Here is a 12362-nt window from a genome sequence, read left to right as displayed (position 1 = left end):
TGCTGAAACACCTCAGGACAGACAGGCAATTGAAAAACACGCGAAGCGCCGCTGATGAGACTTTTTCAGCAGCCTGTCAACCCAAACCCCTGATAATCCGAAATTCCTCACCGGTAACCGGCTGAACAGAAAGCCGTTGCCCCGCTTTGCTCAACAGCACCATGGAAGCCAGTTCCGGTACCGTCTTCAGGAAACCCAGCTCAAGCACCCGGGGAAAGATCTCCACCAGCTGCAGGTCCACCTGGTACCAGCGGGGATTCGCACGGTCACTGCGCGGATCAAAAGAGGCAGAGCCAGGGTCAAGGGCCGTTTCATCGGGATAGGCTTCGCGCACTACCGTTGCCAGACCGACAATGCCGCGCTCCTTTACATTGGAGTGATAGAGAAAAACCTCATCCCCCAGCGACATGGCCCGCAGGTTATTGCGGGCCTGATAGTTGCGTACACCATCCCATCCACTGACCCTGTCCGGCATCCGCAGAAAATCTTGAATTGCAAATACGTGAGGTTCTGTTTTTACTAACCAGAAAGCCATTATCGCTCCCATGGCCGGGCAAAGGTAAAAAACGCAGGCATATGGGCGTGCAACCTCTCAACGAGCTGCTCCAGCGCCGCCTCATCATAGGCTGCAGCGGGAAGATTTCCCCATACCGGGCCAGGCCAGGCGGGATCGCTCTCATAACGGGCGATATGGTGAAGGTGAAGCTGAGGAACCATATTCCCCAGGGCGGCAATATTGAGTTTCGACGGTGAATGAAGTTGCTGCATGAGCATGGCAAGCTGTGAGGATTCATCTACGAGCTGGTGCTGATGAGCGCGGCTCAAGTCGTGAATTTCCCGCAATCCGGGCAGCATGGGCACCAGAATGTACCAGGGCAGGGTGGCATTCTTCAGAAGCAACAGCTGGCACAGGGGAAAATCCCCAAGATGAATGGTATCTTCATGCAATTGGGGGTGCAGCCTGAAGGCTGTTGATGGTACGCTACTCATAGCCACTGCCCCTGCCTGCAGAAGCTGCGAATCCCAATATCCATAGGGAATGACAGCTGGTCAAATCTCCTGTACCTTTCATGGACAAGACTCCCCCTCCCGTGAAATATGGTCATAGAGCCGGACGATAAAACAGGCCCCCTGACCACGATTTTCCGCTTCAAGCGACCCGCAGTAACTATCCTCCACCATGCGCCTGAGGTAGTACAGGCCCATGCCCTTGTCACGCTTTCTGAACTGGCTGGTGGTATAGGGAACAAAGAGCATGGGCAGGATCTCCTGGTCAATACCGCCGGCATTATCACGACAGACGATCTGGACAGCACCGTCATCAGTGGTAACCACTGTCATTGCCACCGCCACCTGACTGCGTTTGCGAGCACGGGCAATGGAGATGGCATTGGCAAGCAGCTCGACAAATATCTCAACCACATCGCTCTGCACCGCCTGCAGGGTGATGTGCGGGCAGATATCCTGTTCCAGGCACAGCATACCACGCTGTTCCTGGGTCAGGTACCCCAGACTCTGACGGAATGTCGCGGCAAGATGTACCGCAACCACCTCGCCCTGGGTTTCGTAGAGATGCGTCAGGCTGGAGATGGTGCCTGAAAGGTCAACAAGCTGCTCCATGGCCTGAGCAATCGACTGGCGTATGTGTTTATGGTCAACATCCTCAGCCAGGAAGCACTCCTCAATCTCCTGAATCAGCAAACCGGCCACATTCAAAGGCTGGCGCCACTGATGGGCCAGATTCAACAGCAGACGGGACATCGACTGACGGCGGCTCTGCTCATAAATTATGCGATCCTGCTGTCGCGAGCGGGTAACGGCATCGTCGATCTGCTGCTGCAGGCTGGCCAGGGTTGCCTGAAGCTCCTGCTGCGCCTGTTTACGTTCGGTGATATCAATGAGGCTGAACTGCAGCATTCTCCTGCCCGCATGCTCAAAACGCATCAAGTGGACATCGGCAAGCCACTGGTTGCCATCGGCACGCTGATGCCACCATTCAAATCGAGCATTCCCTTCTTTCAGAGCATGTTGAATTTTTTCCACCGCCAGCGTTGCTGAGTCACTTCCATCCTCCTGGGTTGCCGCCGAGACATCGGCTGGCGTGGAACCAAGCAACTCCTGGCGATTTGACATTCCATAGATCGCAACCGCTGCGTCATTACAATCGGTATAATGAAAGTCTTCCGCATCCATGACAATCAGCGGAATGCGCGAGTGGCGGAAGAGCACCCGATTATATTCCTGACTCTGGCGCAGCTCTTCCATTAACTTTTTGCGGCTCACGATGACTTTGAGCAGGGCAAAGATGATGATGAACTGCACCAGCAAGGCACCGGAAAGGGCAGTCACAAACCAGCCAGTGCGCGTGCGCAGCTCAGAGGTCCGCTGTTCAACGGTCTGTTCCAGATGCTGCTGATACATATGCAGCTCCTCACGGGCCTGCAACTCTTCGGTGATATCCTGTATTATAGAAAAAAGTACTATCCGGCCACTGTGTTCAACGGGCCAGGAGTAAACCTCAACAGTGCGGACTTCGCCGCTGGCGAGGCGGTGGGGAAAGACAAAGAAATTTCGCTCTTCTGCGGCAGCGGCTTGCCGTTCCGACTCCACTTCGACAGAACTGAGCATATTGAGATCCTGAATGTGAAAGCTGCGCAGCTCTTCTGAAGTGTAGCCATAGAAATCTTCCGCCGCCTGATTGGCGTCGAGAATCGCTCCGCTCACCGGATCAATGAGCAGCATAATGGCCCCGTGGCGCTGAAACATCTCATAACCGAAGGTAGGCGTCTCCTCAGTCTCAGTGGCCTGTGCGGGGAACCAGAGCGCCACTATGAAAAACACAATGAGAAGCTTCATGGTCTTGTGGCAGCAGACTGCAGAGCATCAATAAGCTGTGTTTTCAGCAGAGGCTTCACGAGAAAGAAGTCGGCCTCAGGAACCAGGTGATCTTCGTCGGCAAAAGCCGTGACCACGATAACCGGCAGATCAGGGTGCAGCTGCTTCAGGTGTGACACCATCTCCATACCACTCATGACAGGCATCTCCAGATCAGTCAGGACGATATCCGGCCCCAACTGCTCGCACACATCAAGGCCATCCTGACCATGAACGGCCTCATAGACCTTTTTCACGCGGTACTTTATCAGGCGCGCGAGACTGCTGCGAGTCATGGGGTCGTCTTCTACGATCAATACGGTTTTGGTTTTCAGCTGTTCTTCAGGCGTCATCCTTTTCTCCTGGGTATTCTCACAGGCGCACCCTGAAACAGGTGCCTTGCGCTGTATTAACTGCATCGGATGAATTTGCCATTCTGGCTCTGCCTCGAATAGTATCACAATGCCCCGGAAACTGCCCAGCAGCAAAGTTCATCCATGCTCCGTTTCCGGGAAGCCTTCAGTAACCACGCCACCCTCTTCTGGAAATTCTATCCGAAAACAGGCCCCCGGCGCATTGCTGGTGACACGAAGCGTTCCACCCATCTTTTTCATGATCAGACGACTCAGGGAAAGACCAATCCCGGTGCCATGCTCACCCCTGGTGGAAGTAAAGGGCTGGAAAAGTTTTTCCGGCAAAAGATCAGGGTGAATACCTCCGGCATTATCGCTGAAAAGGAGGACGGGCTTCCCCCGTGACCATTCCAGCTGAATGTTCACATAGGGGTCATTGGTTCCATGGACACCATGGGCATCACGGGCATTTGACAGAAGGTTGAGAATGACCTGTTTAAATTCGCTGGCATATCCCATGACCTTCACGCCCCTGTCACCACCGATCTCAACACGCAGCCCCTGCTTTTGCAGCTGTGGTTTCATGAGATCCACCACCTCTTCGACACACTGCACAATGGAAAAGGACTCCACTTGCCTTGATGGCTTGAAGAAATTACGAAAATCATCCAGCGTGCGGCTCATGAACTGGAACTGTTTCAGAATTCTCTCCACTGTTTCATCCAGGATATCGGCATCAAGTTCGTCACTGTGATAGCGATCCTGCATATCCTGAATCAGCAGTGATACGTTGTTGAGGGGCTGATGCCACTGGTGGACAATGGCACCCATCATACTGCCCAGTTCAGCCATCTTGGCCTGCTGGACAACAATGGCCTGCTGCAGGTCTCGCTCCTGCTGCAGCTGTTTGAGTTCAGTAATATCGCGCCAGATGCAGAGCAGCTGTGGCTTTCCATCGTAATGAAAAGGAACCATCTGCACGTCCACGAGCACTTCCCGGCCACTGCGGGCGACCAGCAGCCATTCAAACCGGGCGGGTTCGGCAGCATGTACAGGCCGCGCCAGGCCAGCAGCCTGGAGAGGGCTCAATGGAGCACGTACACTTTGCAAGGACCAGATAAGCGTTCCGATCATTTCGTCGGGTTCATACTCCAGCATCCGCGCAGCCGCTGGATTACACTTCACGAAGGCACCGTCGTCATTGAGAATCAGAATGCCTTCAGGGTTCTGCTCAAACAGTACCTGAAACTGCTTCTGACTCTCCAGATTGCGCGCCACTTCCACCTCAACCTGGAGAGCCAGCTCCTGACGGAAATTCTGCTGCATCTGCTCGTGGGCCTTGCGAATGGTGATATCTTCCTTGATCCCCACATAATGCGTAATGGCACCTTTAGCATCGCGGATGGAGGATATGGTCGCCTGTTCCCAGTACAGCTCTCCGTTTTTGCGCCGATTGCGTATTTCACCACTCCACTGACTGCCACTGGCAATGGTCTGCCACATCTGACGATAGAACGTGTCGGGGTGTGACTGTGACTGGAGAATACGCGGATTTCTGCCGAGAACGTCACTGGCACTGAAACCCGTCACCTCTTCAAATTTCGGATTCACATATTCAATCTGCCCGACAGCATTGGTAATGATAATGGAAACCGGCGCCTGTTCCACCGCCAGGGAGAGCTTACGCAGGTTGTCCTCAGTGCGTTTACGTTGCGTTATGTCACGGGAGACCCCCAGAATGCCCACAGCCTTCGCGTTGGCATCGTACATGAGGTGGGCAAGCACTTCGGTCCAGACCGTGGAACCATCACGACACGGCTGTTCCACATACTCATAAACCGGGTGACGCTCCTGGCCACTGGCCGCCAGCTCATTGGCGAGCATCAGACCACGCAGCACCACTTCACGGGATCCCGCACAGACCACCTCGTCAAAACTCTGAGCCATGACCTCGTCTGGAGTATAACCGCGAAGCTGGAATACCGAAGGACTGATATAGGTGAACTTTCCCTGCATATCCATCACCCAGATCACGTCAGTGGCGTTTTCCGCCAGCAGGCGATACTGTTCTTCGCTCCTTTCCAGGCGCTGCGTGATCAGTTTCATTCGGCGCAGCAGCAGCACCAGCGCCGTCGCCAGCAACAGCAGCAACCCGATAATCCCCCACATGAGCGCGAACTGCTGACGGTAACGCTCCATGCGCTCTGCCAGGAGATTTGGCCCAGTAAAGAGAAAGCCATCCAGGTCAAACTCGCCATCGGAAAGGCCGGCTTCTACAAAGGTCTGAGCCATATACTGAATACGACCGGGATTGATGTGGCCTATGGGGATCAACTCCGGCATGATCAGCGCGCGCATGGCCTCGGCTTCAAATGCAAGGTGCTCCCGTGTCTTCTCCACGCCATACACCTGCTGCAGCCAATCAATCACCTGATCGGGATTGGCCATGGCATACTTCCAGCCCCGCAGGGAAGCATTGCGGAAGCGCTCCACAGTATCGGGACGTTGCCGCAGCATCTCTTCGGAAGTGAAGAGAAAATCCGAGTAGAAATCCACTCCATAGGTGCGCGGGTTGAGCACATGATAGTCGACGCCCCGCTGCCCCAGAGAAAACGGCTCGTTGGTGAGATAGGCGTGATACGCGTCGACCTGGCCACTGACGAGGTCGCCAAGGTTGAACGAACTGGTGATGATCTCAACCTTCTCAAGGGGAACCCCCTCCCGGATTATCATGGCAAGGAGATCCGCTTCGGCAAGGGGATCGGTGATCATGACCTTTCTGCCGGCGAGCTGGTGAGGGGAAAGGATATGGCTCTGCGCCCTGGTGAGGAGTACTGAAGGGGAGTGCTGAAAGAGGGCCGCCAGCACCACGGTGGGCATGCCCTGCATGCGGGCGTACAGGACACCGCTGTTGTCGACACCGAAATCTGCCTTGCCCTCCAGAACCTGCCGTGTGGCATTCAGTCCGGGTGAAGCAGCGTGAATGCGCACATCAAGTCCGGCGTCAGTGTAATAGCCCATCTGCTCTGCCGCGTAGTATCCAGCAAACTGAAACTGATGATACCAACGCAGCTGAAGGTTAACAACTTCCAGGGAAAAGGCGTGCGTGACGAGCCCCAGGACAAGAAGCATTGCGATGAGTTGCCGTGTGCAGTGGCGCAGGCGTTGACATCTCGAGACTAAACGGACAGACAGCGGCCCCCGCTGCACTGGGGATGGACAGGCACGGCTCATGACTGAACTGCTGACATCAGAGTTTTTGTGCAACGGCGGCCAGCACGCCGAGCAACTCTTTTTTGAAAATAGGCTTTACCAGGACACAATCAGCCTCGCACGCGAGATGCTCATCATCGTCAAAGGCCGTTATCACCACAATCGGCTTATCAGGGCTCACCTGCCTGATGGCCCGGATCATATCGGCCCCATTCATCACCGGCATTTCCAGATCAGAGAGAATAATATCAGGATTGCGGGAATGAAACAGCTCAAGTCCTTCCTTGCCGTTGGCTGCCACGATCACTTCACCCACGCGAAAACTCAGGATTCGAGCCAGCATCTGTCGGGTCAGGGGCTCGTCTTCGACAATCAGAACTGATTTGTTTCTGAGTATTTCTTCAACTTCCAACGAAAAAATCCTTGCCCACCACGCCCCTGGAGGGACAAATGATGCCATTCATAATACAGCTTTTGTATTGCAGCAAATATTACCATTACAGGACCATGTTGTATGCACTTTTTTCTGCCACGCAGCGGAGATCACCGGAGCAAGACTGCGCAAAGTGGCGCGAAAGCTCAGTGGTCACCAAAGGCACCAGCCTGGTTGCGGCTCTCCTTTTCCTGGGCATCGGTGATCACAATGGTGATCGTGAATCCTTTCCCGGTATCGGAGTCAACAGCAAACGCCAGGCGTGAGCCATAGAGGTTGCGCAGCCGCTCATACACATTACTGAGCCCCACACCGGAGCCCTTCCCCACACCCATCTGCATGATATTCCTCAGCTGCTCACGGGCTACGCCATGACCATTGTCGCAGATCTTCAGGGAAAATCTCCCCTCCTCATAGTGCGCCTTGATATCGATAAGCCATTTGCCGGTACGACCCTTGAAACCATGGGCGAAGCTGTTTTCCACCAGTGGCTGCACAATCAGCTGGGGGAGATGGTACTTCATGGCCGGAGGGCTGATGTCCAGCTGCACACTGATATTGTCGCCAAAGCGGGCTTTTTCCAGCTCCAGGTACCCCTGAACAATCTCCAGTTCCGTGCTCAGCGGCACCGTTTCTGCCGTGCTCTTGAAAGTGACCCGGAATATCTCACTCATCTTCAGCAGCAGGCGGCGGGCCTTGGGCGGATCGATGCGAATAAGGCTCATAATGGTATTGAGGGAGTTAAAGAAAAAATGCGGATTGATCTGCCGCTGCAAAGCCAGCAGCTCCGCCTGAATAGAGAGTTCCTTATGCTTCTGCAGTTTGGCGAACTCAATCTGCACGCCAATCAGCTGTTGCAGTCCTGAGATGAGTTCCATGACATAGGGGGAGAAACTGCGACTGCCCCAGTTGCGCAGCACGAGCAGGCCTGTCACCTCATCGGAGGCCTTGAGGGGGACATAGAGCCCATGGTACGGCAACCGGTTGCCCTTGCGACGGCGTTCACGCTTGCTGTACACAATCTCCCCCGTACGGATTGCCTTGCGGGCATCGCGGTCGAAGAGTCGCGCTCCGTCTCCGTGAACCTCGTCATCAATGGCTCCATAAGCGGAGAGCACCTGTTCATGGTCAGTAATCGCCACCACATCCACGGGAATACTGCGGTGGATGATACTGCACACCTGGCGCGCGCCATCGGCAGTAAATCCGCCCTTAAAGAAAACGATGGTCTTGCTGGCAATCTGCAGCGCGTTTGAGGTGGCAAAACTGTGCTCCTTTTCCTGTTCCGAGTTCATGAAGTTCAGCATGAACAGCAGCAGCAACCCACCGAAAAAATCACTGGCAAAGGTGGCCACACCGCTCTTGATCAGCAGAAAGAGCGCCACCGGATAGTCGGAAAGCATCACATAAAAGATGAGAACCTTCAGAAATGCCAGGAAGAAGACGAAAGGAATCAGCTTCAGATTGAAGCGAAAGGCGTTACGGCCGAAGTAGCCCGCGAGAAAACCGACGATGGCCGACGCGGTGAACTGGGCCGTCCCGGCCCAGTCTCCAAGGATGAAGTGGTAGAGCCCGGCGATAGCCCCCAGGACAAGGCCCCAGAACATGCTGCCCAGAAGGTAACCGGCGGCAATGACCACCGCCGAAGTGGAATAGAGACGCGTTCCATGGTAGGCGGTGGCCAGAAATTCCCCCACCGTAATAATCAGCAGGAAAAAGACAAGCAGCCGGGCCTGGCATTTGATATCGGTGCGATCATAGAAGCAATGACGCACCCAGGTGTGTTTTCCCAGCAGCAGAATAATAATGCCATACACACCGATCTGCTGAAAAAGCTGGATGAACAGATGGAAGTTGGACTTGATATCCACATCAAGCACAAGGGAGAAAAACACCGGCTGACTCCTCGCAGATCAGATATGACGCCCATGGGGGGAGTCGAGATCCAGAACCGGCCCCAGGGGCACAATGCGTGCCGGATTCATATGACCGTGGCTGAAAAAGTAGTGCTGCTTGATGTGCTCGAAATTCACCGTCTCCCGCACTCCCGGATACTGATAGAGCTCCTTGAGATATCCCTGGAGGTGGGCATAGGATGAGATCATCCGCTGGTTTGTCTTGAAATGACAGAAATAGACTGCGTCAAAACGCACCAGGGTTGTGAAAAGACGCCAATCCGCTTCGGTCAGGCGATCTCCCACCAGGTAGCGACTCTTTCCCAGCAGCAGTTCCAGTTCATCCAGGGCCCCAAACAGCTCATGAAAGGCCTCTTCGTAGGCATCCTGCGTAGTAGCGAACCCACAGCGATAGACGCCGTTATTCACACGGTGATAGACAAACTCATTGATGCGGTCTATCTCCGGCAGAAGCCCTATGGGGCAGAAGTCTTCAGAATTTGCGGTAAGATGATCAAAGGCGCCGTTGAACATGCGAATGATTTCAGCAGACTCATTGCTCACAATGGTCTGCTGCTTCTTGTCCCACAGTACCGGCACCGTAACCCGTCCCGTGTAGGTGTCATCTGCACGGGTATAGAGTTCGTGCAGGAAACGGCTGCCATGGAGGGGTTCCGGATCGGGGGCGAACTCCCAGCCGCTGGCGAGCATATGGGGGTGCACCACGCTGACCGGTATCAGTTCCTGCAGGCCCTTCAGAGCACGAAAAATCAGAGTACGATGAGCCCAGGGGCAGGCAAGGCTGACGTACAGGTGATAGCGATCCGCTTCAGCGGTAAACCCAGCTGAGCCACCTGGCCCAGCACTGCCATCAGCGGTGATCCAGTTGCGAAAGCGGGCATCTTCGCGCACAAATCGTCCACCGTGCTTGGCGGTGTCATACCACTTGTCATGCCATTTTCCATCGACGAGTAAACCCACGGAGACCTCGACCTTACTTATTCTGCTGGGAGTACAGGTACTGGGCTACAGATTCCATCTGCGCGTTGTCCAGGGCCGCTCCATTAATAACCATATTCAGGACGGTTTCACGCCACTGATCCAGTGACTTTGGCGGTGCATTGTAGATGCGTTCAGTGGTATGGCACATGGTACAGCGCTGGTCGATGAGTGCCTTCATGTTGTCGGAGGCCAGAGCTGTAGTACTGAGGGCAAACAGGATCCCCAGACCAAAGAGCACGAGTGCTGATTTTTTCATGGTATCACCTCCAGAAAGTTTCAGGGCAGTATAGCGAAACGGGAAGCAAAATCATAGGGGCACGCGCAGCAAGTCAATTTCCCTGGCCCAGCCTTCCATTCCCGCCGGAGTTTCCAGAATCATGGGCAGACCGCGCAATCGCGGATGGTGCACCACCTGCCGCATGGCCACAAGGCCGATTTCACCCTCGCCGATGCGGGCGTGCCGATCGCGACGTGAAGCCAAGACAGCCTGGGAATCATTGAGATGGAGCATGCTCAGCCGTGAAAAGCCAACGGCATCCTGAACCTCGGCCAGTAATCCCTCCAGGCCATCAGCGTGGCGAAGATCATAGCCAGCGGCAAAGGCGTGGGCCGTATCAATGCAGATTCCAAGCTCGGCACCGTGGGCACACCGCTCAAGAATCATGCCCAGTTCAGCCACGGTCGAGCCTATGGTGGTACCCTGGCCGGCCACGTTCTCCAGCACCAGTCGGGGACCAACATTGTGGTCAACCTGCTCCAGTACCGCATCCAGGGTCTGGGCAATGTGCCCGATTCCCACATCCAACCCCGATTGCAGATGCGCCCCCGGATGCAGCACCAGTTGTTCGATTCCCAGCAGGGTACAGCGCTCGTATTCAGCCACCAGCGCGTCCACGCAGAGCTGTCGCTTCCCGGAGTCTGGATTAGCCAGATTCAGCAGGTAAGAGGCATGGGAGATGACCTGCGCCAATCCCACCCTCTCCCGGGTGCGCCGGAAAAGGGTGACTTCTTCCGCTGTAACCGGTCGGGCCTTCCACTGTCGCTGGTTGCGGGTGAATATCTGCACTGCCGTGGCACCGATCTCCTGGGCACGCTCGAAACAGAGGTGCAGCCCTTTCGCGGTGCTGGTATGGGCGCCCAGCAGAAGCGGTGTCGCCATTATCTGGGCCGCACCATATCAGCGGGAACCACATAGCGATCGAACTCTTCAGCGCTGAGAATACCCAGTTTGACGGCCGTCTCTTTCAGGGTGGCACCTTCCTTATGCGCTGTCTTGGCGATTCTGGCGGCATTATCATAGCCAATATGCGGGTTCAAAGCTGTCACCAGCATCAGGGAGTTGTGCAGGTTGCGCTCAATCACTTCGCGATCCGGCTCGATTCCCACGGCACAATGGTCGTTGAAAGAGTGCATGGCATCGCTGAGCAGCTGAACACTCTGCAGAAAATTATAAATGATCAGGGGTTTGAATACATTGAGCTCAAAGTTTCCCTGACTGGCGCCAAAGGCGATGGCGCTGTCATTGCCGAACACCTGGCAGGCCACCATGGTCAGCGCCTCTGATTGGGTGGGGTTGACCTTGCCCGGCATGATAGAACTGCCCGGCTCATTCTCGGGAATGGTGATTTCGCCAATACCACAGCGCGGACCACTGGCAAGCCAGCGGATATCATTGGCGATTTTCATAAGGTTGGCCGCCAGCCCCTTGGTGGCCCCACTGGCAAAGACCAGGGCATCGTGGGAGGTCAACGCGTGAAACTTGTTGGGAGCGCTGTGGAAGGCGGTGCCCGTCAGCGCCGTCAGTTTGCCCGCCACCTTCTCGCTCAGCTGGGGATGAGCGTTCAGTCCGGTTCCCACGGCGGTACCGCCGATGGCCAGCTCCCGCAGGCTCTCGACACTCTGCACAATATGCTGACGACTTTGCTCCAGCATGGCCACATAGCCGCTGAACTCCTGCCCCAGGGTCAGAGGAGTGGCGTCCTGCAGATGGGTGCGACCGATTTTCACAATCCCGGCAAAAGCCTCTGACTTGGCTTTCAGGGTGGAGTGCAGAGCATCCAGGGCGGGAAGCAACTGCTTCTCCACAGCGATGACCGCCGCGATATGCATGGCCGAAGGAAAAGTGTCGTTGGAGCTTTGGGACATGTTCACATGATCGTTGGGATGAATGGGTTTTTCCGTACGGAAGTCGGCGCCCAGAATCTCACTGGCACGGTTGGCGATGACTTCATTGAGGTTCATGTTTGTCTGGGTGCCGCTGCCCGTCTGCCACACCGAGAGGGGAAACTGCGCATCCAGGCTGCCGGCCAGGATCTCATCACAGGCTGCCGTAATGGCATCGCACTTTTTGCGGTCCAGCTTTTCCAGGTCATGGTTCACCAGAGCCACCGCTTTTTTCAGCAGCGCAAAGCCCTCAATAAGGCCATGGGGCATCTTCTCCCAGCCGATGGCGAAATTCTGCAGGCTGCGCTGGGTCTGGGCGCCCCAGTACTTCTCGGCGGGTACTTCAATTTCACCCATGGTGTCCTTTTCAATGCGGTATGACATGTTGCCCTCCTTCGAAGCAGATAGGCTTGTTGTAGCAAGTATGCT

General features: G+C 55.3%; 11 protein-coding genes. All 11 read right to left on the bottom strand.

The window, feature by feature from the left end:
* Positions 1-76: 76 nt before the first annotated feature.
* Entirely contained in the window at positions 77-535 is a 459-nt protein-coding gene (locus ACZ46I_RS09625; RefSeq protein WP_013506151.1) for an EVE domain-containing protein, read from the bottom strand.
* Entirely contained in the window at positions 535-990 is a 456-nt protein-coding gene (locus ACZ46I_RS09620; protein WP_013506152.1) for an HIT domain-containing protein, read from the bottom strand. The genes ACZ46I_RS09625 and ACZ46I_RS09620 overlap by 1 nt, the downstream gene beginning before the upstream one ends.
* Positions 991-1068: 78 nt before the next feature.
* Complete coding sequence (locus tag ACZ46I_RS09615; RefSeq protein WP_464280650.1) at positions 1069-2856, bottom strand: PAS domain S-box protein; 1788 nt, start codon at positions 2854-2856, stop codon at positions 1069-1071.
* The gene (locus ACZ46I_RS09610) at positions 2853-3227 is read right to left on the bottom strand and encodes a response regulator transcription factor (RefSeq protein WP_013506154.1); all 375 of its coding nucleotides are present in this window, start codon (positions 3225-3227) and stop codon (positions 2853-2855) included. The genes ACZ46I_RS09615 and ACZ46I_RS09610 overlap by 4 nt, the downstream gene beginning before the upstream one ends.
* A gap of 138 nt (positions 3228-3365) precedes the next feature.
* A complete protein-coding gene (locus ACZ46I_RS09605; RefSeq protein ID WP_226507627.1) occupies positions 3366-6359 on the bottom strand; it encodes a PAS domain S-box protein in 2994 nt (997 codons plus the stop codon).
* A gap of 118 nt (positions 6360-6477) precedes the next feature.
* Positions 6478-6852, bottom strand: coding sequence for a response regulator transcription factor (locus ACZ46I_RS09600; protein ID WP_464280649.1), 375 nt, complete (start codon positions 6850-6852; stop codon positions 6478-6480).
* A gap of 167 nt (positions 6853-7019) precedes the next feature.
* Positions 7020-8768 carry a histidine kinase gene (locus tag ACZ46I_RS09595; protein WP_464280648.1) on the bottom strand — a complete coding sequence of 583 codons (1749 nt, stop codon included), beginning with the start codon at positions 8766-8768 and terminating at the stop codon, positions 7020-7022.
* Between the two features lie 18 nt (positions 8769-8786).
* Positions 8787-9749 (bottom strand): glutathione S-transferase family protein, encoded by a 963-nt coding sequence (locus ACZ46I_RS09590; protein WP_464280647.1) that lies wholly within the window; start codon positions 9747-9749, stop codon positions 8787-8789.
* A gap of 13 nt (positions 9750-9762) precedes the next feature.
* Complete coding sequence (locus ACZ46I_RS09585) at positions 9763-10026, bottom strand: hypothetical protein (protein WP_464280646.1); 264 nt, start codon at positions 10024-10026, stop codon at positions 9763-9765.
* Positions 10027-10077: 51 nt separating this feature from the next.
* On the bottom strand, positions 10078-10929 hold the full coding sequence (locus ACZ46I_RS09580) for a deoxyribonuclease IV (RefSeq protein WP_464280645.1): 852 nt from the start codon (positions 10927-10929) through the stop codon (positions 10078-10080).
* Positions 10929-12317, bottom strand: coding sequence for a class II fumarate hydratase (gene fumC / locus ACZ46I_RS09575; protein WP_464280644.1), 1389 nt, complete (start codon positions 12315-12317; stop codon positions 10929-10931). Before fumC ends, ACZ46I_RS09580 begins: the two co-directional genes overlap by 1 nt.
* Positions 12318-12362 lie beyond the last annotated feature (45 nt).

This window comes from Desulfurispirillum alkaliphilum (assembly GCF_055378285.1).
This window is presented reverse-complemented; position numbering and strand designations above follow the sequence as displayed.

Coding starts and splice junctions, on each gene's coding strand:
- ACZ46I_RS09615 (WP_464280650.1), bottom strand. CDS start 2,856: ATGAAGCTTCTCATTGTGTTTTTCATAGTGGCGCTCTGGTTCCCCGCA.
- ACZ46I_RS09585 (WP_464280646.1), bottom strand. CDS start 10,026: ATGAAAAAATCAGCACTCGTGCTCTTTGGTCTGGGGATCCTGTTTGCC.
- ACZ46I_RS09620 (WP_013506152.1), bottom strand. CDS start 990: ATGAGTAGCGTACCATCAACAGCCTTCAGGCTGCACCCCCAATTGCAT.
- ACZ46I_RS09580 (WP_464280645.1), bottom strand. CDS start 10,929: ATGGCGACACCGCTTCTGCTGGGCGCCCATACCAGCACCGCGAAAGGG.
- ACZ46I_RS09605 (WP_226507627.1), bottom strand. CDS start 6,359: ATGCTTCTTGTCCTGGGGCTCGTCACGCACGCCTTTTCCCTGGAAGTT.
- ACZ46I_RS09610 (WP_013506154.1), bottom strand. CDS start 3,227: ATGACGCCTGAAGAACAGCTGAAAACCAAAACCGTATTGATCGTAGAA.
- ACZ46I_RS09625 (WP_013506151.1), bottom strand. CDS start 535: ATGGCTTTCTGGTTAGTAAAAACAGAACCTCACGTATTTGCAATTCAA.
- fumC (WP_464280644.1), bottom strand. CDS start 12,317: ATGTCATACCGCATTGAAAAGGACACCATGGGTGAAATTGAAGTACCC.